Source organism: Gramella sp. AN32 (assembly GCF_023718305.1).
Taxonomy (GTDB): Bacteria; Bacteroidota; Bacteroidia; order Flavobacteriales; family Flavobacteriaceae; genus Christiangramia; species Christiangramia antarctica.
In genome coordinates this window covers 77,659-102,032 of sequence record NZ_QEYO01000006.1, presented here as the reverse complement: position 1 = coordinate 102,032, position 24,374 = coordinate 77,659, and the positions used below count along the sequence as shown (strand labels likewise).

The window sequence follows — 24,374 nt, the reverse complement described above, 5'->3', positions numbered from 1 at the left end:
CTTTAAAAATTGATTTTTGTATACAAACTTAAGCTTTACAAGTGATAAATTTATCTAATGTTTGCAGGTGTTTTAACAGAAAGTCATCATTAAAATTATTTTTTTATTTATGATTCATTTCTGGTTCAAGATGGATAGTTTGGAAAAAGCAGGTGAAAATAAAATCTTAAGTTTTGGATTTTAAACAATAGTTCTAGCTATTCTTATAAATCACTCTACTTCTTTCTGGTTTTTAGTATATTTCAAATTCAATATTTCAATTCAATTTTTATGAAAAAATTTATTCCGACTTTCTTTCTAAGCCTTTTTTTCGCTTTTCAATTTAATGCTCAAATAAATCAGGATTCCCTCACCACGGCCGACTATGAAAGGGCTGTGAGTTTTCTAAGTCTTAACGGTTCAGCTAATATTGATAATCTTCGAATCCAGCCACACTGGGAGAACGGAAATCTATACTATAAAACTTCAGAAAATGGCGTAGATCAATACGTCATGATCAATCCAAAGAATGGAAACAAAAAGACTGCTTCCACTTCCGAAGAACTTATGGATAAACCCAAAGAAGAAACGACGCGACCAGAGGTTTCCAGAGATGAAGTAATTTCTCCAGATGGCAAAAAAGTAGTTTATATCAAAGACTGGAACCTATGGATGAAGAATCTCGAAACCGGAACCGAAACCCAACTGACCAAAGACGGGATTGAAAATTATGGTTATGCCACCGATAATGCCGGTTGGAGAAAAAGCGATCGCCCAATTGTACTCTGGTCTCCAGATTCTAAGAAAATTACCACTTTTCAACAGGATCAGCGACATGTGAGTGATATGTATCTGGTTACTACGAATATTGGAGCACCAAAGCTTCAGCAATGGAAGTATCCATTACCACAGGATGAAAAAGTTATTCAGATAGAACGCGTAATTATTAATGTTGAAAATAATAAGGTGGTTCGTCTTGATATGGATGCCGACCCCAGGCGTGGCACTTTGTGCGACGATATTTCCTGTTCCGGCGCGTTTGATGATAACGACTGGAGCGAGGATTCCGCGAGACTCTATTTCGTTTCGTCTTCCAGGGATCACCGCTCGGCTAAAATGAAAATGGCAAATGCTGAAACCGGGGAAGTGAGAAATATTTTCGAAGAAAAAGTAGATACACAGTACGAATCTGGCCAGGGAAATATCAACTGGAGTTATATAGATGATTCTGATGAAATAATATGGTATTCTGAAAGAAATGATTTTGGACACCTCTATTTATATGATGCGAAATCTGGTAAATTAAAAAATGAAATTACCAAAGGAGATTTTGTGGTAACCGAAATTGAGTATATAGACGAGGACAATAAAGAAATTTATTTTATGGCGAATGGGGAGGATAAAACTGAAAATCCGTATTTCAGCCATCTATATAAAGTGAAATTTAATGGGAAGGCTTTGAAAAAACTTACCCCGGAAAAAGGAACACATACGGTAAGCTGGTCTCCAGATCACGATTATTTCGTAGATAATTATTCTTCCCCATCTAGTCCGGGCGGCGCTGTGCTTAGGGATGCGAATGGAAAAAAGATTTCAGAACTTGAAAAAACAAATCTTAGCAGGCTGGAAGCAACAGGTTGGAAAGCCCCTACGGAATTTTCGGTAAAATCTAAGACCGGCGATTGGGATCTTTACGGACTCATGTTTACTCCCACTAATCTTGATGAAAGCAAGAAATATCCCGTGGTAAATTATATTTATCCGGGTCCGCAAGGCGGTAGCGTGGGCCGTTGGTCATTTTATCCTTCACGTGGTGATCACCAGGCTTTGGCTGAATTAGGTTTTGTGGTAGTTGTATTGGAAGGTAGCTGTAATCCAGGCAGAGAAAAATCTTTCCACGATTCCTGTTATGGAAGTTTGGCTGAAAACACGTTGCCAGACCAAATAAGCGGTATTAAACAATTAGCTGAAAAATATAAGTATATCGACACTTCCCGGGTGGGCGTTTGGGGACATTCCGGTGGAGGTTCGGCGACTGTTGCCGCCATGTTCAAATATCCCGAATTTTATAAAGTAGGTATCGCCGAAAGTGGAAACCATGATAACCGGAATTATGAAGATGACTGGGCTGAAAGGTATATAGGGCTTATGGATGCCACAGATAGCACTTCAACTTATGTCACCGATGCCAATGCCCAATATGCGGAAAACCTCGAGGGTAAGTTGCTATTGGCGCATGGAGGCCTTGATGATAATGTTCCGCCTTATCATACTTATTTGGTCGTTGATGCTCTAATCAAGGCGAACAAAGATTTTGATCTTTTAATCTTTCCGAATGCACGCCATGGTTACGGGCAGGATAGCTATTATATGATGCGCAAGAGATGGGATTATTTTGTTGAAAATTTAAAGGGAATGACGCCGCCTAAGGATTTTGTGATCAATCCGCAGAATTAGCAAGGCTTAAAATTTTAAATCGGCTTTAATAATTCTTACGAGTTCAAATTAAAATTTAATTTGGTAAAAACTGGAAAATCTTAAAGCCGGTTTTTTATTAGGTACTTGTCCGTTAAAGCACCTAATAGGCAAATCATGACTAAAATTGTCTATTGAGCACAGTCGAGACATTTTTGTTTGACCTTTCGACTGCGCTACCATTGACGTATTTTTATTTATTTAGGTATTGAGACCCTGAAACCAGTTCAGGGTGACGATACTGATCTTTAGAATTGCCGTCATGCTGAACTTGTTTCAGCATCTTATGAGATACTACTAAAAAATATGTCAGTTTTCGCTGGATAAATTTTTTATCACTGGTCTCAAGGTGACAAACTTGTTAGTCTAAACAGATAAGCATATATTCTAATAAAAAACAAGCCTACTTCGTGAAAGATTCTGAAATTCAAAAACTGGCAGATCAATTTCAGGGATTTTGCCAAACCCCTTCCCTGTTTTCAACGGAAACTTTTGACGGTCTCCAGAACTTTCAATTTCCTGAAGTAGCGATTTCAGATAAAATTATCGAGCAGTTAAAAGATTTAGAGCATCCGCGGAATAAAGTTTTGGGAAAACGGATGGAAAGTTTTTTTAAGATCGCAATGGATCATAGTGAACGCTATACGGTTATTGGTTCAAATATTCAGATCATTTCTGAAAAGATCACCCTTGGAGAAATTGATTTTTTGCTGTGGGACCATCAAATTAATAAGCCTTTGCATGTAGAACTAATTTATAAGTTCTACTTATACGATCCCGGTTTCGATTCGGAAGTCCAAAAATGGCTAGGCCCCAACCGGAATGACTCCCTTGCCAAAAAACTAAATAAACTAAAATCCAAACAATTGCCGCTATTATTCAGAAAAGAGTCCCGGGACGTGATCAAAAAATTCAATATTGATATGGAGCAAATTCAGCAACAGATTTGCTTTAAAGCACAACTGTTTCTTCCACCAGATATAGAATCTAATTCTGAATTTATCAATCCAGATGCCTTATTCGGCAATTATTCCAATCTTCAAAAATTTAAAGAATTAAGCCGAAATTTTGAAACTTTGGCACTTCCGGGTAAAACCGGGTGGAGCTTAAATCCTGAAAAAAATAATTCCTGGGAAAAACCTTCCGAAGTTTTAATAAAAATTGAAAAGCAACTACAGGAAAAAAGGGCGCCTTTAATCTGGATCAAAAATCATGATCAATTTAAATCTGCTTTTATAACCTGGTGGTAAATGCTGAAATTCCCAAAATAGATAGCCTTCTTTATTATTCTTTTCAAAAAACGACATTCTTGCCATTAAGTAAACAATTATCCTAATTTTGCAATAAAATTAAAGCATGTCGCAGGCGAAAGAACAGGCCATAAAAGCATCTTACTTTAGCATCATTGGAAATGTGCTGCTCGCGGCCGCAAAATTCATCACGGGAATTTTCGGTAATTCTTATGCCCTTATCGCTGATGGAATCGAATCTACTACCGATGTTTTCTCGTCTATTTTGGTTCTTTTCGGTTTAAAATATTCTACCAGACCACCTGATAAAAATCATCCTTACGGTCATGGCCGCGCTGAACCACTGATAACATTTATGGTGGTTGGTTTTTTGATAATTTCAGCAACGATAATTGCCTATGAAAGTATTGAGAATATTAGAACTCCGCATGAAATCCCCGAACCTTTTACGCTGATAGTCCTTGCTGCTATTGTAATTATCAAAGAGGTCTTCTATCGGTTTATCTCTAAAAAAAGTGAAGAGACCAGTAGTTCGGTCTTAAAGGCAGATGCCTGGCATCACCGAAGTGATGCGATCACTTCCCTTATGGCTTTTATAGGAATTTCTATCGCACTTTTTCTGGGAAAAGGCTATGAAAATGCCGATGATTGGGCGGCATTATTTGCTTCAGGTTTTATACTTTACAACGCTTATCTCATTTTAAGGCCCGCACTAGGCGAAATTATGGATGAACATATGCACCCGGTCATAGAATCTAAAGTTCGTGATATTGCCAATTCCCATCAAGGGGTGGTAGAAACTGAAAAGTGTTTTATCCGTAAAACCGGGATGACCTATCATGTGGATCTTCATATAGCTGTTTCTGCTGATATCACCGTTAAAGAAGGCCACGATATCGCCCATGAAGTAAAAGACCAAATTCTGGAACAGCTCCCGGAAATTGCCAATGTACTCATACATGTAGAGCCAGATGATGAGCTGGATCTCTAAATTTTAGAAAACTCCTATATTTCTTAAAATACCGCTAATATGAAAGTTCTCCATTTTTAAAATCTTAAATTTGGATAAATTAAATTATTTCAAACCATGGAAACGAACCTGGCCGTTCTTATAGACGGCGATAATATACCTTCAGCACACATTAAAGAAATGATGGAGGAACTTGCCAAATATGGTAACCCTACGATAAAAAGAATTTACGGCGACTGGACCAAACCGCATTTAAATAAGTGGAAAAATGTTCTTTTGGAGAACGCTATCCATCCTATCCAACAATATGGCTACACCCAGGGAAAAAATGCGACAGATTCTGCCATGATCATTGATGCAATGGATATTCTGTACTCAAATAAAGTACAGGGGTTCTGCATAGTTTCCAGTGATTCAGATTTCACAAGGCTCGCCACAAGGTTACGTGAAGCCAGTATGAAGGTAATTGGGATTGGAGAAAAGAAGACACCAGATCCATTTATTGTAGCCTGTGATAAATTTATATATATCGAAATTCTTAAAGCTCAGTCTAAAGAAGGTACTGAACAGGAAGAAAAACAGAAAGGTGGTAAGAAACAGGCGAATCTGGACAAGATCACCCCCAAGGTGATAAGGCTAATCTCTCAAACTATTAATGACGTTGCAGATGAAGAAGGCTGGGCTTTTTTGGGTGATGTGGGAAGTTTGTTGCAAAAAAAACAACCCAATTTCGATTCCAGAAATTATGGATTTCAAAAGCTGACTCCCATGATCAATTCTATTCCAAGTTTTGAAATTGAATCTCGGGAGAATACAAATTCAAGGTTTAAACTTATCTATGTAAGGAATAGATAGAAAATGAGGAATTTAAAGAAACTTCATAAAGCAGAATATCATCCTGTTGGTGATCTGGAAACCCTATTATTTGGACACGCCAAACCCTTTGAGGAAAAAGTTGTTTTTGGAAATCCTTTTGTGATGAATAGTGAAGCGGAAATCCAACAAGCCTATGACGATTTTCATTCAGGAAAAATGGGATCCTGAAGCAATTAATGTCGCTTTTTCAAAATCTCAACAATATCATCCAATCCAAAACCTTTGGCTTTTAGTAAAATTAGATAATGAAATAAAAGATCTGCACTCTCATTGAGAAAGAGCTCATCATTCTCATCTTTTGCTTCAATGACTGTTTCTATAGCTTCTTCTCCAACTTTCTGGGCAATCTTGTTGATCCCTTTATCAAAAAGAGAAACGACATAACTATCATTTTCTTTACGAAGTTCCGGTTCCGTTTCACTTAGTTTTTTTCGTTGATTAATTATTCCTTCCAATTCAGAAAGAAATCCATAATTAAAATCATTATTTTCACCCCAACAGGTATCGGTGCCTTTATGGCAAACAGGACCTTCTGATTCAACCATAATTAAAAGCGTATCGCGATCACAGTCTAATTCAATAGATATTAGGTTCAGAAAATTTCCACTTTCCTCGCCCTTCGTCCATAATCTGTTTTTTGTCCTGCTGAAAAAAGTAACTTTTTTGCTTTCATTAGTCTTTAGAAATGCTTCTTCGTTCATATAACCAAGCATCAATACTTTCCTGGTTTCACTATCCTGAATGATGGCTGGTACTAAACCGTCTTTATTTTTATTGAAATCTATGTTCATATCTTTTTTAGTTCGTGGTCTTTAGTAAAACTATTTTCAAATTAATTTACTGCCCTTCATTGATACATTGGTACATTGGTACATTAAAAGATTGGTTAAACTAAATCCTCACCGGAATTCCGGTATTATTCAATTTCTGTTTTAATTCTAAAATTTCAATTTCCTTAAAATGGAAAACACTTGCGGCCAGTGCGGCATCAGCCTTTCCTTTAATAAAAGTGTCCTGGAAATGCTCAACCTTTCCTGCTCCCCCGGAAGCGATGATGGGAATATTCAATTCCTCGGAAAGTCTGGCTAAAGCTTCATTGGCAAAACCATTTTTCGTCCCGTCATGATCCATGGAAGTAAATAAAATTTCTCCTCCCCCCCTCCTTTCAACTTCCTTTGCCCACTCGAATAGATCCAGATCTGTTGGAACCTTCCCTCCAACCAAATGAACTTTCCAAAGGCCATCGATTAATTTGGCATCTATAGCTACCACGATACACTGACTCCCAAATTTAGCGGAAAGCTGATTAATAAGCTGCGGATTCTTCACTGCGGAAGAATTGATCGAAACTTTATCAGCTCCATTTTTTAAAAGTATATCTACATCTTCAATGGAAGAGATCCCACCTCCAACCGTAAATGGAATGTTTAGTTTTTCCGCAACTTTCAACACTAAATCGGCCAAAGTTTTCCTCTTTTCTTCCGTAGCTGAAATATCTAAAAACACCAATTCATCTGCACCTTGCTCAGCATAGGCTGCGGCTAGTTCTACAGGATCGCCGGCATCTATGAGATCGAGGAAATTAATCCCTTTTACGGTTCTTCCATTTTTAATATCCAGACAGGGAATTATTCTTTTTGTTAGCATATTTCTAATATTTAAGGTTTGAAGGACGATATTCCCACGTTTTCGGAATTGATTTGCAGAGATGCCAACAATTCAGCGCAAAAATTTTGGTTCTATTTTTTAAATCCTGCCTCAAGTTATTATTTTAATTTCTTACTAATTATTTTGGCGCATTTGCTCGTCGTGCTTATTCCCCCGTTCGGCGCTCGTCGTTCGTACTTCATTGTTCGTCACTCATCGTCCATAGTCAACCCTTCAAAATATACCTTTCCAATTGTTTTAAACTGATTCTGTTTTCATAAATCGCCTTGCCAATGATCACTCCATCACAACCCAAATCTTTCAATTTTGGAAGTTCATCGAATTTGGAAATTCCTCCAGAAGCCGTAAGCCTGATATTTTTAGTTTCAGAAAGTATTTCTTCATACAAGTCGAATGAAGGTCCTTCTAACATACCATCCCTGGAAATATCAGTACAAATCACGTATTTTACTCCTTTTTCTTCATATTTCTGAATAAAGGGTATAATTTCCTGGTCAGATTCTTCCTGCCAGCCGGAAATAGCGATTTTTCGATCTTTTGCATCTGCTCCAAGAATAATTCTTTCTGAAGTATATGTTGCAATCCATTTCTCAAAAATCTGTGGGTCTTTTACCGCTATACTACCTCCGGTAATTTGTTTTGCCCCACATTCAAAAGCGATCTTCAGGTCTTTATCAGACTTTAAACCTCCTCCAAAATCAATTTTTAGATCGGTTTTACTGGCAATACTTTCCAGAATCTTATGATTTACAATATGTTTAGCCTTTGCGCCGTCCAAATCTACCAAATGTAAATACTGAATTCCGTGACTTTCGAACATTTTGGCAACTTCCAAAGGGTTTTCGTTGTAAACTTTTTTAGTGCTGTAGTCACCTTTCGAAAGCCGAACGCACTTTCCATCTATGATATCTATTGCGGGTATTATCCTCATATAAAATAGGAATTTAGAAGTTGGAAATACGAAATTTTTATTTTCATTTATTAATTTTTTTTCTGGTAGTATTGATTGAGGCTATTGCAAATTGCTTAGTCCGATCTTTCAAATTCTTCATAGTTAGTACTTCTAACTTCTCAATTCTAACTTCAGAAAGTTTTCTAATATTTTCTCGCCCGCTTTGCTGCTTTTTTCTGGATGGAACTGTACTCCATAGAAATTTTCTTTATGTAAAGCACAGGAATAATCTACCCCATAGTTAGTTTGTGCTATTTCATGTTCACATTCCGCTACATAAAAACTATGCACCAGATATACATATTCATTTTCAGAAACATCCTGGAATAAGGAAGTTTGCAGGTTTTTAATGGTATTCCATCCAATTTGCGGAACTTTAAGATCCTTGTTGAATTTTTTAACTTCCGTATCAAATATTCCCAGGCCTTCCGTTTTTCCTTCTTCAGAATAATTACACATCAGTTGCATGCCCAAACAGATTCCAAGCACGGGTTGTTGTAACTTCGGAATCAATTCATGAAGCCTTTTATCTTTCAGCATTTTCATGGCACTTCCTGCTTCCCCAACACCCGGGAAAATAACCCGGTCTGCTGCTTTTATAATTTCAGGATCATCACTTAAAATGGCATCATAACCAAGCCTTTTTAAGGCAAATTTGATACTTTGAATATTTCCTGCGCCATAATCTATAATTACAATATTCATTAAAGCATTCCTTTGGTTGATGGTAAAATCATTTTTTCCGTATCACGTTTTATCGCCATTTTTATAGCCTTGGCAAAGGCTTTAAAGATCGCTTCAATCTTGTGGTGCTCATTTGTGCCTTCTGCTTTTATATTGAGGTTGGCTTTCGCACCATCTGTAAATGACTTAAAAAAATGATAAAACATTTCTGTGGGCATTTTCCCAATCATTTCCCTTTTAAAATCGGCTTCCCAAACCAGCCAGTTCCTGCCTCCAAAATCAATAGCTGCCTGGGCTAAACAATCGTCCATGGGCAAACAAAAGCCATATCTTTCAATCCCAAGTTTATTCCCGATAGCTTTATGAAAAACCTCTCCCAAGGCAATTGCCGTATCTTCTATCGTATGATGTTCATCTACGTCCAGGTCACCATTCACGATAATCTTAAGATCCATTTGACCGTGACGGGCAAGTTGATCCAGCATATGATCGAAAAAAGAAATTCCTGTGGAAATTTCACTTTTTCCAGTGCCATCCAGGTTTAGCTCGATTTGAATATCGGTTTCATTTGTTTTCCTGGAAATGGATGCTGTTCGATCCTGCAGTTTCAAAAATTCATAGATATCTTTCCATGATCTCGTTTTTAAAGCAATACAACCGGTTACGGTCTCTTTATTTTTCTTTATTTCCTCCTGAGCAAGATCTTCATGACCATCTATAAAAATTCCTTTTCCGCCAAAATTTAAGGCGAATTCCATATCGGTCAAACGATCTCCCACCATATAGGAATTTGCGAGATCATAACTTTCGTTATGGAGATATTTTTCTTCTAACAAACCGGTATTGGGCTTTCTGGTTAGAGCCTTATCTTTTGCGAAAGTACGATCCATAAGGATTTCACTAAATTTCACCCCTTCATTTTCAAAAGTTTTGAGGATAAAATCCTGAATAGGGAAAAAGATAGATTCCGGGTAATCTTCAGTACCCAAGCCATCCTGATTGGTAACCATTACAATTTCGTAATCCAGTTCACTGGCTATTCTTGCCAGATAAGGAATGGCGCCAGGATAAAATTCCAGTTTTTCCAGGGAATCAATTTGATAATCTTCCGGTTCGTAAACCAAAGTGCCGTCGCGATCTACAAATAAAACTTTATTCATTTTCCAATTCTTTTAAAGCTGAAATTAACTTATTATTTTCTGGTTTTGTACCCACCGTTATCCGCAAACAATTATTGCAAAGTGGCTGATTTGATCGATTACGAACTACTATATCTTTCTTTAATAACTGATTATATCTTTTATTTGCCTCATCTACTTCAATCAGCAAAAAATTCGCATCAGACTTGTAAATTTTTTGAACAAAATTCAGTTCAAGTAATTGTTTAGATAAGTTGTTCCTTTCGATTTGGATTTCAGAAATTTGGCTTTTTATTAAATCCATATTACCCAGGCATTCCAAGCCAGTTTTTTGTGTCAATTCATTTATATTATATGGAGGCTTAATACGGTTTAGAATTTCCAGGATTTCTTTAGAGGCATATAAAATTCCGAGTCTAATTCCGGCGGCACCATAGGCTTTAGAAAAGGTTTGGGTGAGCATCAAATTAGGGTAAGATTGCAGTTTTGATAACCAGCTGTCATTTTCTGAAAAATCTATATAGGCTTCGTCTATCACCACGAGTCCCTCAAATTTATTTAAAATTTGTTCAATTTTATCTGGAGAAAATGAATTACCGGAAGGATTGTTGGGTGAACACAGGAAAATGATCTTGGTATTATCCTCAATCCTCTCAAAAATTGCGGTAAGATCTGGCTCGAATTCATGGTTTAAAAGAACTTCCCTATTTTCAATATTATTGATATCTGCCAGCACTTTATACATTCCATAAGTGGGCGGCAGGGTGATGACATTGTCTATGCCCGGCTCACAAAATGCTCGAAAAATAAGATCCAAAACTTCATCGCTTCCATTTCCTAAAAGAATATTTTCCGAAGAAATATTCTTTACTTCAGCCAGTTTTCTTTTTAATTTCTGCTGTTGTGGATCCGGATATCGATTTAAGCCATTATCGTTAGGGTTTTCATTGGCATCCAAAAAAACCATATTATCGGATTCAGTTTTAAATTCATCACGGGCTGAAGAGTAAGCTTTTAAATTCTTAATGTTCTTTCGAACCAGATTATCTAAGTTAAAATCTTTCATCTATTTTAAATCTTTTAATCTAAGACTTACCGCGTTTTTATGCGCCTGTAAACCTTCGGCTTCTGCCATCAACTCAATTGATGGCCCAATTTTTTTAATTCCTTCTTTGGAAATTCTCTGAAAGGAAATACTTTTCATAAAGCTATCCAGGTTCACCCCGCTGTATTGTTTCGCATAGCCATTAGTTGGTAAGGTGTGATTGGTTCCAGATGCATAATCCCCGGCACTTTCCGGAGCAAAATTTCCTATAAAAACTGAACCCGCATTCTGAATTCCATCAACAAAAAAAGCTTCCTTTTCTGAACAAACGATGAAATGTTCCGGACCATATTCATTGATCAAATCCAGAGCAACTTCTTCTGAAGCTACCTGGATTAACTTACTGTTTTCAATGGCCTTTGCAGCGATAGACCTTCGAGGTAATTCTTTTATTTGGCTTTCAATTTCTTCTGAAACTGAATCGATCATTTTCTCTGAAGTACTCACGAGGATTACCTGGCTATCTGCACCGTGTTCTGCCTGGCTTAAAAGATCGGAAGCGACGTAGGCCGGAATTGCAGAATCATCAGCATAAATCAATAATTCTGATGGGCCCGCCGGCATATCAATAGCTACCTGATACTTCGTTGCGAGTTGCTTGGCCACCGTGACAAATTGATTTCCCGGACCGAAAATTTTATATACCTGAGGTACACTTTCAGTACCAAAAGTCATCGCACCTATTGCCTGGATCCCTCCTATTTTATAAATTTTCGTAACTCCGCATAATTCAGCTGCATACAAGATTGCCTCATTAATTTTTCCCTCTTTATTAGGTGGTGTGCATAAAATTATTTCTTCGCAACCGGCGATCTTTGCAGGAATTGCCAGCATTAAAATTGAGGAAAACAAAGGAGCTGTACCCCCGGGAATATATAGGCCAACTTTTTGAATGGGTTTTTTTTCCTGCCAGCATTCAACTCCCGGCATGGTTTCCACAGAAATTCTTTCTCTTTTTTGAGCCTGATGAAAGGTTTCAATATTTTTTTTGGCCAGTTGGATGGCATCTTTTAAATCTTCGGAAATTTGATCTTTAGCTTCCTTAATTTCTGAAATAGAAACCACTGTATTCGTGATTTTTATTCTGTCGAAAAGATCGGTGTATTTAGCCACTGCTTCGTCGCCCTTGGAACGAATTTCCTCAAAGATTTGATTCACCGTTTGCTCAATATTTGCAACAGTTTGCGTGGGGCGTTTTAAAACCTCCTGCCATTCTTCCCGTTTTGGATCCATTATCTTTTTCATCTTTCTTCTTTTCAACTAAATTAAATGACCATCTTTTCTATAGGCACCACTAAAATTCCTTCAGCGCCATATTCTTTCAATTCATCCAGGACATTCCAGAATTTTTCTTCATTGATAACTGTATGCACGGAACTCCATCCTTCTTCAGCTAAAGGCAAAACTGTAGGACTGCGCATTCCCGGCAATAATTTTATAATATCCTGAAGTTTATCATTGGGTGCATTCAGCAGAATATATTTTGAGGTTCTTGCTTTTAAAACTGAATTGAACCTGAATTGAAGTTTATTCAGAATCGCCTTTCTTTCTTCAGAAATTTGGGGGGAAATTGCCAAAACTGCTTCACTTTTTAAAATGACTTCCACCTCTTTCAGGTTATTTTTAAAAAGTGTGCTGCCACTGGAAACAATATCCACAATAGCCTGGGAAAGTCCAATATTAGGGGCAATTTCAACAGAACCATTGATAATATGCAATTCCCCGGTAATTCCTTTTTCAGCTAAAAAACGATTTACTGTGTTAGGATAAGAGGTGGCAATTTTGCACCCATCCAAATCCTTTATGGTAGTATACTTAAAAGATTTTGGAACCGCCAGGGAAACCCTGCATTTTGAAAAGCCTAATTTCTCCCCGCGAATGATATCCTGGCCTTTCTCTATTAATACATTCTCGCCAATAATTGCACAATCTACAACTCCATCCCTTAAATACTGCGGAATATCCCCGTTACGCAAATACATGGCTTCCAAAGGGAAATTGTTGGAAGATGCCCGTAACTGTTCCTTTCCATTATCGATATAAATTCCAGAATCTTTTAAGATCTTAATGGAATCTTCAAATAATCTTCCTGATTTTTGAATGGCTATTCTTAATTTTTCTTTACCCATAATTTTTCGCAATAAAAAAACCCGTTTGATTGCTCAAACGGGTTATGATATTTTGTTATTTACAACACATCATATACACCTCGCCTGAGCGTGGATATTAAAATGATGATGATGTACTTTTTGTGTTCTCATTTAGATTTCAAAACTAATTAAAAAATTCAATCAAAAAAGAAAAAAATCAAATTTTAAGTTTTGTTTATTAATTATTACCTAGAATTATCGGCATTCCACTTTCTCCAGAACCAATTACGATCACCTTGCTGTTGGTTGATTTAGCAAGTTCCAGGGTAGCCTGAATCCCTTTTTCCTGCAAAACCTTGTCAGTTAACGATTCGCTAAGAATTTTGTTGGCGCGGGCCTTACCTTCTGCATCAATACGTTGGCGTTCTGCTTCCTGCGAAGCTTTAGTAAGCCTAAACTCATATTCCAGGGACTCCTGTTCCTGTCTCAATTTACGTTCAATAGCGTCCTTAATCGTAGATGGAAGAGATACATCCCTTACCAAAATTTCATTCACCTGGACATATTGTTCGTCAAGCAACAAATTAGTTTCATCAAAAATTTCTTTTTGGATCGCTTCTCTTTTACTTGCATATAACTGCTCAGGATTATATCGTCCCACCACAGCCCTGGTCGCCGATCGTATGGCAGGCTGAAGTAATCTTTGAATATATTCCTCCCCTTTTTCCTGATGTAATTTCCCCAGAGTAGCGTATTCTGGTTGAAACCATACTGAAGCGTCCAAGGCAATTTCAAGACCATTGGAAGAAAGTACGCGCATTTCTTCATCTATAGACTGTTGTCTTACTTCATAAACAAAAACTTTATTCCAGGGAGCGACCACATGAAATCCTTCTGAAAGAGGCGGTTCATCTGTTACTACCCCTTCATCAAAAGTTCGATAAAGTACCCCGGCCTCTCCGGAATCAATGGTAACAGTAGATTTAGCTAAAATGATAATTAAAATGACAATCCCGATAAATAAAGGGATCCCAAATTTGGGTAAACGTTCCATATATAAAATTGAATTTAAATTAGACCTAAGTACTTTCGGTAAAACCATTCTACGGCAAGAAATAAAACAAGTAGAAATAGTAACCAGTACCAGTCTATCAAAGGTACGGAAATTTGATGGCTTTTCTGAACAGACTTCCACTTATCATTTTGCGTAAGTTCATTAATCAAACCATCTATTTGATTAGGAAAGAAAAGCGGGGTTTCATTTAAGTAGGCAAAACTTTGCATTTTTGGAAGATTTGCGTTGCTCCGCTGCATTTCTATATCAAAAGAGGCGATTTCAAAAGTTCCGGATTTTGAAATATTCCCCCCAACAACGTGAACATTATAATTATAATTTCCACCTGCCAAATTCGAAGATCTAAATTCATACTGATCACCATTTAAAAGCATCTCTGTGGATATTTCCTCTTCGGAATCCTGATTGATAATTTTAATCTGGATTTTAGCATTTGGATCAAATTGATAATTCTCGTCGAAATATTGCGCCTGGATTACTACTTCTGAATTTGCATAGAAAAAATTGTTGGCATTGATGGTTAAACGATCTTTTCTTTGTGAAGCGGCCAGATTCTGAATAAACTTTCCAAAGAAATTATCAAAAGCTGCAAAAGACTGTTGATCTAAGAAGGACTTTGCCCTCCATCGCCAAAAATTCTCTCCAAAAATAAATCCGCGCTTAGGTTTTGAATTTGTAACCATCATTAAAGGTTCGTCCAATTGCAAACCCTGAATTTTTTGAAACAAGAGCATATTGAAATCATTTCCGGTCATCTCTATGTTTCCAAATTTATCCTCGAGCGGTGGAAAATCTTCAAAACCTATATCTTCAAACTGAAAAATAGCAAAGCCCTTATTGTAAACGGGAAAGATTTCCTGAGCGCTAAAAGTGGGATTTTTCGTAAAACCTAGATTAAGGCTATTCAAATAATTCCAGTCGGTTTTTATGCCGGAGACCATTATAAAATTGAGGTTGGAATTTAAAATTTCCTGAACTACTTCATTAAACTTTTTATTTACCTGATATAAAACAATCAATTGATAATATGATAGTTGAAATTTTTCAGTAATTGTTTTTATCTCTGCCGATCTTTGCTGATTGCTTTCAATCGATTTTTTAAATGCCCCTAAATCTGGATGAAGAATATCGGTTAAAATGAGCACGGATGTTCGCTCATCGATCACTTCAATGGAAAATGGTTTGGTGTTGTTCAGGATATCTTTTTCAGAAGTTAAACCGCTTATTTTTACTTCATACTTCTTAATTCCGATGGAAGTTGCCGGGAGCGTGGTGTTTACGATCGCCGAGGTTTTATTTTCAGAAAACCCAATTTTTTCAGAATAGATAAGAGTTTTACCGCTTCTAATTTCCATCGTGGCATTTACAGATTCCTTGCCCTGATACTCTACAAAAGCTTCCACAGGAAATCGATTATTTAAAAATGCATAAGGATTTACATTTATGTGTTCAATCGCCAAATCTTGGTAAATAGTCGTATCGCCATAAATAACAGGTAAGATTGTATTGTTCTCCTTCGATTTATAATAACTAAAATCACGACCAATATTTTGATTTCCATCGGTCATCAATACTATAGCGCTGGAATTATTTTTAGATAAATCTTCAATTTTGGAAAGGGCGTTGTATGTATTTGATTGAGAATTGTTGAAATCTGAAGAATCTTTCAGCCTTATTTCTGAACTAAAAAAATAGGGCTCAACATCAAATCTTTTTTTTAGAAGATCATTATTCTTCAATTTTTCAATATCTGATGCTAGCTTTTCAGAAGCTTTTAAATATTCAATAGATTTAGAATTATCGGCGAGTAGAAATAATTTTGGTTTAACAAGTTCAGTCTGGATTTTATTTATTTCAGGATTGATAAGTAATAGCAGCATAATAAATATAATGACCGCTCTAATGCCAAAAAACAGAAAATCCCTTCCTTTTCTTCGTGATTTGTAGAGATATTGAAAAAAAGCGAACCCCAGTGCTACGAATAGTGCCAGGGTTATTAATAAAATTGTGCTTATTGTCATTGAAGATATCCCTATTCCAGTTTATGTGTGCATTCCACCATCGATGTGTAAAACCTGGCCGGTTACATAGGAACTGAGATCGCTTCCCAAATATACGCAGGCATTGGCAATATCTTCAGGTGAACCGCCACGTTTTAAAGGAATTGCATCCCTCCAACCCTGAACCGTTTTTTCATCCAGTTTCGCGGTCATTTCGGTTTCGATAAAACCGGGTGCCACCACATTAGTCCTAATATTTCTTGAGCCTAGTTCCTGAGCCATCGATTTCGAAAATCCAATGATTCCTGCTTTGGAAGCGGCATAATTCGCCTGGCCGGCATTTCCGGTCACTCCAACCACAGAACTCATATTAATGATACTCCCACTTCTTTGCTTTAAGAAAGTACGTTGAATCGCCTTGGTCATATTGAAAATAGATTTTAGGTTCACTTCAATCACCTTATCAAAATCGTCTTCACTCATACGCATTAAAAGATTGTCTTTAGTGATCCCGGCGTTATTTACCAGAATATCTATGGAACCAAATTCTTCCAGTACCTGATCTACCAGTTTCTGAGATTCTTCAAAGCTGGCAGCATTAGATTGATAGGCAACCGCTTTAATTCCAGATTCTGATAATTCTTTAGCCAGATCTTCTGCAGACTGAGCAGAAGAATTATATGTAAAAGCTACGTTCGCACCATGTTTGGCAAATACCTGGGCTATTCCTTTTCCAATTCCCCTACTTCCACCTGTGATGATCGCGTTTTTACCTTCTAATAATTTCATGTTAATTTCTTTATCTAATTGGATTTCAAATTCTTTAAATTATGGTATAGGGGATTAAGGTCATTTTTGATAATTGACCATATTATTTCATTATCCACCCCAAAGTATTCGTGTACAATTCTATTCCTAAAACCACGGATGCGAACCCATGGAATATTTGAATTTTCCTTTATAAAAATTTTTGAAAGCCTATTAGCAGCTTCTCCAATAATTTCAAAATTTCTATTTACGGCATCTATGGTTTTTTCATCTTTCATATATGCCTTAAAGTCCATGTCTTTTGTATATCTGAAAATTTTGAGAATCCCTTCAAGAATATCATTAATTAGAAGCATATCGTTACGCTTAGACATCTATTAGATCAGATTTTATGGCTTCATAATATTGTTCTTTTAGTCCATTTCTAGAAACAAGATCTACTTTGTAATCTATTAGATTTTCTAATTCTTCTGCCAAATCTATAAATTGAATACCAATTGGTTCATTAAACTCGACCAATAAATCTAAATCGTTTTTGATTTCATGGTTCTTCTGGCTGAAAGAACCGAAAATTGACAGTTTTTTAATAGGGTATTTTGCAAAAAGCGGTGCTTTGTGTTCTGCAAGCTTCAATCGAATTTCTTGGAGACTTTTCATATTCAAAAATAAGCATTTTTATAATAATTTTGAAGGGTGGACGAAACATGGGTTTCTCTAAGCTGAAAATAATAAGCATAAAAAATCCTTCTGAAATATGTTATTCCAGAAGGATTAAATTTATTTATTAATGAAATTAGCCTTTTAGAACCTCGGCTACTTTTAATCCTATTTCCGCAGGAGAATCTACTACATGAATTCCATTCTCCCTTAAAATTTTCTTTTTAGCCTGAGCAGTATCTTCACTTCCTCCAACGATCGCACCAGCATGTCCCATCGTTCTACCTGCCGGAGCAGTTTCGCCCGCGATAAATCCAACAACTGGTTTTCTATTTCCATCTGCTTTGATCCATTGTGCAGCATCGGCTTCTAACTGTCCGCCAATTTCGCCAATCATGACAATCACTTCAGTTTCATCGTCATTCATTAAAAGCTCCACAGCTTCTTTAGTAGTAGTTCCAATAATTGGATCTCCACCAATACCAATAGCCGTAGTAATTCCAAGACCTTGTTTTACAACCTGATCTGCCGCTTCATAGGTTAAGGTCCCGGATTTTGAAACGATCCCAACTTTACCTTTTTTGAAAACAAAACCTGGCATAATTCCAACCTTTGCTTCGCCAGGAGTTATAACCCCAGGACAATTAGGCCCAATTAATCTACAATCACGATCTTTTATATAATGTGAGGCTTTCACCATATCGGCTATGGGAATACCTTCGGTAATGGTAATGATCACTTTAATTCCCGCATCGGCAGCTTCCATAATTGCATCGGCAGCAAATGCCGGTGGTACGAAAATAATGGAAACATCTGCTCCAACTTTTTCTACAGCTTCAGAAACTGTATTAAAAACAGGTTTATCCAAATGCTTTTGTCCGCCTTTTCCTGGAGTCACCCCACCAACTACATTTGTTCCGTACTCGATCATCTGGCCGGCGTGGAAAGTACCTTCACTACCGGTAAAACCCTGAACAATTACTTTAGAATCTTTATTGACTAAAACGCTCATAAATGTCTTTTGAATTTTGGTTTACAAAAGTATGTTTTTAATAATAAAACCTAAAGAGTTTTGATCGTTAATTGGCCTAGAGCAAAAATGGGAAACTTATTTCATATTTTTTGAAAACAAGAATATTTTGTAAACCTTTTCTTTCAATTAATTTTTATAAATAAATATTTAATCGCTGAAACTTCCAATAAACACGTTACTAGTCATATAAAAGATAAATTTTATGTGGTTTTCATTATTTATTATCGAATATTTTTTATAAAATTATATCATACAAATCCCAAATCATAATAATTATGGAATTCCGTACTAAGGATGCTCCCTTTAAAACGCAACGAATCGTAAAACTTTTAAGTCCGGAAAAAACAGTGGATGAAATTAGGCGTGCGGCTTTAATCTTTATTGGAGTAATGGCTATTGCTTATGTAGCTATTTATATGTAAAGAATGTGATATTTAAAAAAGCCCCAAAGATTGGGGCTTTTCTTATTTAATAGAATCTTTTTTCGATTTTTTATATTTTTCCAGACGTTCTAATATTAAAAGCTTCCTGTCCTGGATCATTTTCTCGTGTGCTTCCAGTCTTTTAGCCATAATTAACTCCCGTTCTTCCTCTCTTTTTTGAGATTCTTCCATTCTCAATTGTATCCTTTCTGATTCTAAAGCGATCTCTCTTCTCTTTTTTTCCAATTCCTCCTTACTAAGATCTGAATCCTTTAAATAATTCAATTGTATTTTTTCCATTCTCTGCAACTCATTCTGAATACTCTCATGAACTAATTTCATTTTATCGTGATGAATTCTGGTGCTATCCTCCATATAGGTATTTGGTGCTGGAGATGGTAGTGGCGGCATAGTACCTTCCATTGGTGGTGCTGGTGGTGGTGGTGGTAGGATTTCATGACCCGTAATTTTAGACATACGGGATTTTTTAAATTCATGATTCAGTTTTTCCATGAATCCAGGCGCAGGATCTGAAATATGCATCCGGAAATTGTAATTCTTCAATTCCTCATCTGTTTTATCTTCTGAAAGTTTATCCAGGGTTTCACTAAAGTCTTTCGGTTTGATCTCCTTTCCGTTTACCTGAAGACTTGTTCCTATTATTTTAATGCTGAACAGATTTTCTCTTTGCGTATCCTGGTCTAAATGTGGTGCAGCTGCCGGAGGTAGTGGCACACTTCCATTTCTTCCTTGCACGGGTGGTGGCGGTGGCGGTGGCGGAGTTCCACTCGGAACTACCGGACTTGGTGCCAAAAATTCGGTGTCAGAAATTTTAGAAAGCTTCGATTTTCGATATTCTTTGTTTAGTTTCTGAATAAATTCGGTTGTAGAATTCTCAAAATCGATCTCAAACCAGGGAGATTTCATATCTTCCTGGGACCAGTTACGGGTGATCTTATTCAGTGCTTCTGAAAAATTCTCCAGACTTACCAATTTAGTATTTAGCTGAATTTTTTCACCCTCTACTTTAATTTTAATTGTACGTACCTGTTCCTGAATATTCCCTGAAACACTTGTAATGGTTTCAGCATTTGTAGGTACTGGTTTAGCAACAATTTCTTCATTGAAGAGATACACACATACTCCCAGCACCGGCAGGAAAAGGAATGATTTTAAGAACAATCGCCTAAGCGAAAAACTTTTTGTGATCATAATAATTCGTTTTTTGATTAATGAATGATTGATAGGGCTCGATAATGCATTGTGATGATGCCCCGAACTGTATTGAAATAAAATGTTTGAATATTGCAGCGGACAATAAGCCTTTTGTAAAACCCGATGATCTGCCAGGAACTCGTGATTCAGTTTTACCGATTTTTTGATGAAAATAAAAACCGGGTTGAACCAGAATACAATATGAATTAATTCCAGGAAAAACAGGTCCAGCGAATGCTTCTGATCTACATGCGCTTTTTCATGCTCCATCACTGCACTGGAAATTTTATCGTTTCTGAATTCTTCTTTATTCAGAAAAATGTATTGAAAAAAGGAATGAGGATCTAATTTTCTACCTAGCAATACATAAATATAAGGCAGGTCCTTAAGCTGATCGTTCTTATTTGCTTCCGAAATTAAATCTTTTAAATTTTTATAAAACCTGAAGGCAAATATTGAAAAACCTATAAAATAAATACCTAATAATATTCCTGGTAGTAGTTCTTTCCATGAAGCCCTTTCCGAAACTTCAGTTGCTGACTTAACGCCTTTTAAAACAATCGTTTCCCCAATTTCTTCCGTAGGAATTTCTATATTATAGCTGATGGTGATTAGGGGAAGCATTAAAGAAATGGCCAGAGCCAGGAGTAAATAAATTCTTTTGATGCTATGGAATGTCTCACCTTCCATAAATAGTTTATAGAAGCTGAAAAGCACCAGCAGGCATAATCCCGATTTTAAAATATACTCCAACATCTTATTTTTCTTTAATTTTCTCGTCGATCAAATTTCTAAGTTCCTTTAATTCAGCTTCAGACATGTTGGTTTCCTGGGTAAAAAATGAAGCGAACTGGGAAGTTGAATTATTGAAAAAACTTTTAATGAGTCCGTTCATATGTTTGCTGAAATAGGACTTCTTGGTCACTTTTGCAAAATATTCCCGCGACCGTCCCATCTGTACATAACCTACAAAATTTTTATCCTGCATTCTTTTTAATAAGGTGGCAATGGTTGTAATGGCAGGTTTAGGCTCAGAATATGCATCTACCAGATCGTTGATAAAGGCTTTCTCCTTTTTCCAGATGATCTGCATTAATTCTTCCTCGGCATTGGTAAGTTCCATAATTGACAATTTAACTCTACAAATGTAGAATAAAATATTGATTCTACAAACGTAGAATGAAATAATATAAAAAAAGGCCTGTTTCAGGCCAAAATTTATTCCTCGGGATTGGTTTCTATCTCCTCCCCGGGCTGGCTTATTTGAACTCCTTTGTAGAGTTTGCCGTCTTTAAGTTCCCAAATGGCAATAAAATGTGCAAGGGGCATTTCCTCATCTGGATTTTCGATTGTTTTTACGTGATAGGTGAAATGAATGGCCACATCATCTTTACGGGCTACTGTTTTATCTATTTGAGCACGTAATGACTCGTAGGATTTGGAAAGTTCCTCACGAATTTCAGCAAGGCCGTTATAATCAAGTTTTCGAAGACCCGTTGTACCATACCAGTCAAGTTTAGCCTCTGGATGTAGATACTGTTTAAAAACTTCTTTATCCTTATAAAAATTTGACTGATAAAAATTCTCAACGATATCTTTACTTTTTAAAGCCATTATCCTTTTTGTTTAATTGATCGATCAATTTCGGGATTTGTTTTATAAAAGCCAACTCTTTTAATTTTGCTTTTGCTTCCATCGCCGGGGAACCCCAATAGGACATTCCGGGAGTAGTGGTTTTTGAAATTCCGCTTTGAGCCATCAAAACAGTTCCTTCCGTAATGGTGATGTCACTTCGTATCCCAACCTGTCCCCAAATGGTAACGTTATTTTCCACAATTACGCAGCCGGCAATACCTGTTTGCGAAGCGATAAGGCAATTTTTGCCAATTACCGTATCGTGGCCAATTTGGATTAGGTTATCCAGCTTGGAGCCCTTTCCAATTATAGTATCACCGGTAACGCCACGATCTATGGTGCAATTTGATCCAATTTCAACATCATCTTTTATAACGACCCTCCCACCCGATCGCAATTTATCAAAACCTTCTGGTCTTTTTTTATAATAAAAGGCATCACCACCAAGCACGGTGCCACTATGAATAATTACGTTATCGTCTATTTCACAACGATCACCAATAGAAACATTTGCATGAATAAGGCAATTTTTACCAATTTTGACCTCATTGCCTAGAAAAACATTGGGCTGTAAGATCGTTCCCGCTCCTACTTCAGCAGAATCAGATATTAATTTTTCACTCCGTTGAAATGGCTGAAAATGAAGTGTAAGTTTATTGAAATCGGTAAACGGGTCTTCTGAAATCAACAATGCTTTTCCCACGGGACATTCAACCTCCTTGTTGATCAGAACTATGCTAGCATCACTTTTTAATGCTTTGTCGTAATATTTTGGATGATCTACAAAAACAATATCCCCGGGGGTGACCACATGAATTTCGTTCATGCCCATTACCGGAAAATCATCATCGCCCAGATATTCACACTGAATTAAAGCTGCTATTTCTTTTAAAGAATATCTGCGGGGAAATTTCATTTCAACTAGTATTGAGATATTAGATATGAGTATTAAGAAATGGGTATTAAGAAATGAGTGTAAAAATAATTTACAAATTGATGCATTTTCAAATTTTCAAATTAAATCACTCCTTTATTCTCTCCTTGTAAGTGCCTTTATCGGTTTCTATTCTAATTTTGTCCCCTTCGTTGATGAAAAGTGGCACATTTACCTCATACCCGGTTTCAGTAGTCGCAGGTTTGGTGGCGTTGGTGGCTGTATTTCCTTTTAAACCAGGCTCCGTTTGGGTGATTTCCAAAATAACACTTGCGGGCATATCCACAGAGAGTGGCATGTTATCTTCAGTATTTATTTGAATCGTAACTACTTCGCCTTCTTTTAATAATTTAGGCATATCCAGAGCATTTTCAGTAAGTCGAATCTGGGTGTAATCTTCCACATTCATAAAATGGAAAAATTCACCGTCTTCATATAAAAACTGAAACTTATGAGTTTCCACACGGATATCTTCAATTTTATGCCCCGCGGAAAATGTATTATCCAAAACTTTCCCGGTGGTCACACTTTTGAGTTTAGTCCTAACAAATGCAGGGCCTTTACCAGGTTTTACATGTAAAAATTCCACCACTTTGTAAATGTCGTGATTGTATTTAATACATAGTCCGTTTCTTATATCGTTTGAAGTAGCCATTTTTATTTAGTTTGAGCTGAAGTATCCTTTCATGATACCCCGCTGAGAGTTTTTAATAAATTCTAAAATTTCATCACGTTCGGCTGTAGCCTGCATTTCTGCTTCAATAATGGCTACTGCCTGTGAGTTATTATAATTTTTCTGATATAATATTCGGTAAATATCCTGTATTTCCCTGATCTTTTCCGTAGAAAATCCACGACGTCTAAGACCTATGGAATTGATTCCAACGTAACTTAAAGGTTCACGCCCGGCCTTTACAAACGGTGGTACATCTTTTCTCACCATGGAACCACCGGTTACAAATGCATGTTTTCCTATACTACAAAACTGCTGAATAGCAGCCATTCCAGCCAGTATAACGTGTTCGCCAACATTTATATGTCCGGCAAGTGTACTATTGTTTGAAAAAATACAATTATCTCCTACGATACAATCGTGGGCAATATGACAATAGGCCATAATCCAACAATTACTGCCAACCACGGTTTTCATTCTATCAGAAGTTCCCCGGTTTATGGTCACACACTCCCTTATGGTGGTATTATCCCCTATAATGGTTAAAGTGTCCTCATCATTAAACTTTTTATCCTGAGGTACTGCTGAAATAACAGCTCCTGGGAAAATACTGCAATTTTTACCGATACGAGCACCCTCCATAATGGTAACGTTACTTCCTATCCAGGATCCTTCTCCTATCACTACATTATTATGAATCGTGGTGAAAGGTTCGATCACTACATTCTTTGCTATTTTCGCTCCGGGATGAACGTATGCTAATGGCTGGTTCAT

Annotated in this window: 26 protein-coding genes; 6 read left to right on the top strand and 20 right to left on the bottom strand. The window is 36.8% G+C overall.

The genetic code is table 11. The features are described from left to right. Nucleotides 1-270 precede the first annotated feature (270 nt). The 5 genes from DHD80_RS08785 to DHD80_RS08765 all read left to right on the top strand — a co-directional run bounded on the left by DHD80_RS08785 (nucleotide 271) and on the right by DHD80_RS08765 (nucleotide 5,718). Entirely contained in the window at nucleotides 271-2,436 is a 2,166-nt protein-coding gene (locus DHD80_RS08785; RefSeq protein ID WP_251740793.1) for a S9 family peptidase, read from the top strand. A gap of 428 nt (nucleotides 2,437-2,864) precedes the next feature. Continuing rightward, complete coding sequence (locus DHD80_RS08780) at nucleotides 2,865-3,704, top strand: DUF1853 family protein (protein WP_251740792.1); 840 nt, start codon at nucleotides 2,865-2,867, stop codon at nucleotides 3,702-3,704. A 106-nt stretch (nucleotides 3,705-3,810) separates the two neighbouring features. After that, nucleotides 3,811-4,695 carry a cation diffusion facilitator family transporter gene (locus DHD80_RS08775; protein ID WP_251740791.1) on the top strand — a complete coding sequence of 295 codons (885 nt, stop codon included), beginning with the start codon at nucleotides 3,811-3,813 and terminating at the stop codon, nucleotides 4,693-4,695. Between the two features lie 96 nt (nucleotides 4,696-4,791). Further along, complete coding sequence (locus DHD80_RS08770; protein ID WP_251740790.1) at nucleotides 4,792-5,529, top strand: NYN domain-containing protein; 738 nt, start codon at nucleotides 4,792-4,794, stop codon at nucleotides 5,527-5,529. Nucleotides 5,530-5,532: 3 nt separating this feature from the next. Then, complete coding sequence (locus DHD80_RS08765) at nucleotides 5,533-5,718, top strand: pirin-like C-terminal cupin domain-containing protein (RefSeq protein ID WP_251740789.1); 186 nt, start codon at nucleotides 5,533-5,535, stop codon at nucleotides 5,716-5,718. A 5-nt stretch (nucleotides 5,719-5,723) separates the two neighbouring features. Here the strand turns inward: DHD80_RS08765 and hisIE are convergent, their stop codons facing one another. From hisIE to sucD, 14 genes are all read right to left on the bottom strand, one after another. After that, on the bottom strand, nucleotides 5,724-6,341 hold the full coding sequence (gene hisIE, locus DHD80_RS08760) for a bifunctional phosphoribosyl-AMP cyclohydrolase/phosphoribosyl-ATP diphosphatase HisIE (RefSeq protein WP_251740788.1): 618 nt from the start codon (nucleotides 6,339-6,341) through the stop codon (nucleotides 5,724-5,726). Between the two features lie 100 nt (nucleotides 6,342-6,441). After that, a complete protein-coding gene (hisF, locus tag DHD80_RS08755) occupies nucleotides 6,442-7,197 on the bottom strand; it encodes an imidazole glycerol phosphate synthase subunit HisF (RefSeq protein WP_251740787.1) in 756 nt (251 codons plus the stop codon). A 226-nt stretch (nucleotides 7,198-7,423) separates the two neighbouring features. After that, nucleotides 7,424-8,149, bottom strand: a complete 726-nt coding sequence (hisA, locus tag DHD80_RS08750) for a 1-(5-phosphoribosyl)-5-[(5-phosphoribosylamino)methylideneamino]imidazole-4-carboxamide isomerase (protein ID WP_251740786.1) — start codon at nucleotides 8,147-8,149, stop codon at nucleotides 7,424-7,426. Between the two features lie 132 nt (nucleotides 8,150-8,281). Next, nucleotides 8,282-8,875 (bottom strand): imidazole glycerol phosphate synthase subunit HisH, encoded by a 594-nt coding sequence (gene hisH / locus DHD80_RS08745; RefSeq protein WP_251740785.1) that lies wholly within the window; start codon nucleotides 8,873-8,875, stop codon nucleotides 8,282-8,284. Then, nucleotides 8,875-10,014: a bifunctional histidinol-phosphatase/imidazoleglycerol-phosphate dehydratase HisB gene (hisB, locus tag DHD80_RS08740; RefSeq protein WP_251740784.1), complete on the bottom strand. Its 1,140-nt coding sequence runs from the start codon at nucleotides 10,012-10,014 to the stop codon at nucleotides 8,875-8,877. The genes hisH and hisB overlap by 1 nt, the downstream gene beginning before the upstream one ends. Further along, nucleotides 10,007-11,059, bottom strand: a complete 1,053-nt coding sequence (gene hisC, locus DHD80_RS08735; RefSeq protein WP_251740783.1) for a histidinol-phosphate transaminase — start codon at nucleotides 11,057-11,059, stop codon at nucleotides 10,007-10,009. The genes hisB and hisC overlap by 8 nt, the downstream gene beginning before the upstream one ends. Beyond that, nucleotides 11,060-12,343, bottom strand: coding sequence for a histidinol dehydrogenase (hisD, locus tag DHD80_RS08730; protein WP_251740782.1), 1,284 nt, complete (start codon nucleotides 12,341-12,343; stop codon nucleotides 11,060-11,062). A 20-nt stretch (nucleotides 12,344-12,363) separates the two neighbouring features. Beyond that, a complete protein-coding gene (gene hisG, locus DHD80_RS08725; RefSeq protein WP_251740781.1) occupies nucleotides 12,364-13,227 on the bottom strand; it encodes an ATP phosphoribosyltransferase in 864 nt (287 codons plus the stop codon). A 199-nt stretch (nucleotides 13,228-13,426) separates the two neighbouring features. Next, the gene (locus tag DHD80_RS08720; RefSeq protein WP_251740780.1) at nucleotides 13,427-14,242 is read right to left on the bottom strand and encodes a prohibitin family protein; all 816 of its coding nucleotides are present in this window, start codon (nucleotides 14,240-14,242) and stop codon (nucleotides 13,427-13,429) included. Nucleotides 14,243-14,256: 14 nt separating this feature from the next. Then, complete coding sequence (locus tag DHD80_RS08715) at nucleotides 14,257-16,284, bottom strand: VWA domain-containing protein (protein ID WP_251740779.1); 2,028 nt, start codon at nucleotides 16,282-16,284, stop codon at nucleotides 14,257-14,259. 21 nt (nucleotides 16,285-16,305) lie between these two features. After that, a complete protein-coding gene (gene fabG / locus DHD80_RS08710; protein ID WP_251740778.1) occupies nucleotides 16,306-17,052 on the bottom strand; it encodes a 3-oxoacyl-[acyl-carrier-protein] reductase in 747 nt (248 codons plus the stop codon). Between the two features lie 14 nt (nucleotides 17,053-17,066). Continuing rightward, on the bottom strand, nucleotides 17,067-17,405 hold the full coding sequence (locus tag DHD80_RS08705; protein WP_251740777.1) for a DUF86 domain-containing protein: 339 nt from the start codon (nucleotides 17,403-17,405) through the stop codon (nucleotides 17,067-17,069). After that, nucleotides 17,398-17,688, bottom strand: a complete 291-nt coding sequence (locus tag DHD80_RS08700) for a nucleotidyltransferase domain-containing protein (protein WP_251740776.1) — start codon at nucleotides 17,686-17,688, stop codon at nucleotides 17,398-17,400. Before DHD80_RS08700 ends, DHD80_RS08705 begins: the two co-directional genes overlap by 8 nt. Nucleotides 17,689-17,824: 136 nt before the next feature. Next, a complete protein-coding gene (gene sucD / locus DHD80_RS08695) occupies nucleotides 17,825-18,700 on the bottom strand; it encodes a succinate--CoA ligase subunit alpha (RefSeq protein WP_251740775.1) in 876 nt (291 codons plus the stop codon). 296 nt (nucleotides 18,701-18,996) lie between these two features. Here sucD and DHD80_RS08690 point away from each other — a divergent pair, with 296 nt between their 5' ends. Then, nucleotides 18,997-19,143, top strand: coding sequence for a hypothetical protein (locus DHD80_RS08690; RefSeq protein WP_251740774.1), 147 nt, complete (start codon nucleotides 18,997-18,999; stop codon nucleotides 19,141-19,143). 42 nt (nucleotides 19,144-19,185) lie between these two features. Here DHD80_RS08690 and DHD80_RS08685 read toward each other — a convergent pair whose 3' ends face one another. From DHD80_RS08685 to lpxA, 6 genes are all read right to left on the bottom strand, one after another. Beyond that, nucleotides 19,186-21,114 carry a M56 family metallopeptidase gene (locus DHD80_RS08685; protein ID WP_251740773.1) on the bottom strand — a complete coding sequence of 643 codons (1,929 nt, stop codon included), beginning with the start codon at nucleotides 21,112-21,114 and terminating at the stop codon, nucleotides 19,186-19,188. A gap of 1 nt (nucleotide 21,115) precedes the next feature. Beyond that, nucleotides 21,116-21,481 (bottom strand): BlaI/MecI/CopY family transcriptional regulator, encoded by a 366-nt coding sequence (locus tag DHD80_RS08680; RefSeq protein ID WP_251740772.1) that lies wholly within the window; start codon nucleotides 21,479-21,481, stop codon nucleotides 21,116-21,118. 95 nt (nucleotides 21,482-21,576) lie between these two features. After that, nucleotides 21,577-21,972 carry a nuclear transport factor 2 family protein gene (locus DHD80_RS08675; RefSeq protein WP_251740771.1) on the bottom strand — a complete coding sequence of 132 codons (396 nt, stop codon included), beginning with the start codon at nucleotides 21,970-21,972 and terminating at the stop codon, nucleotides 21,577-21,579. Beyond that, entirely contained in the window at nucleotides 21,956-22,909 is a 954-nt protein-coding gene (locus tag DHD80_RS08670; RefSeq protein ID WP_251740770.1) for a UDP-3-O-(3-hydroxymyristoyl)glucosamine N-acyltransferase, read from the bottom strand. The genes DHD80_RS08675 and DHD80_RS08670 overlap by 17 nt, the downstream gene beginning before the upstream one ends. 106 nt (nucleotides 22,910-23,015) lie before the next feature. After that, on the bottom strand, nucleotides 23,016-23,582 hold the full coding sequence (gene efp / locus DHD80_RS08665) for an elongation factor P (protein ID WP_251740769.1): 567 nt from the start codon (nucleotides 23,580-23,582) through the stop codon (nucleotides 23,016-23,018). 6 nt (nucleotides 23,583-23,588) lie between these two features. After that, nucleotides 23,589-24,374 (bottom strand): acyl-ACP--UDP-N-acetylglucosamine O-acyltransferase, encoded by a 786-nt coding sequence (gene lpxA / locus DHD80_RS08660; RefSeq protein ID WP_251740768.1) that lies wholly within the window; start codon nucleotides 24,372-24,374, stop codon nucleotides 23,589-23,591.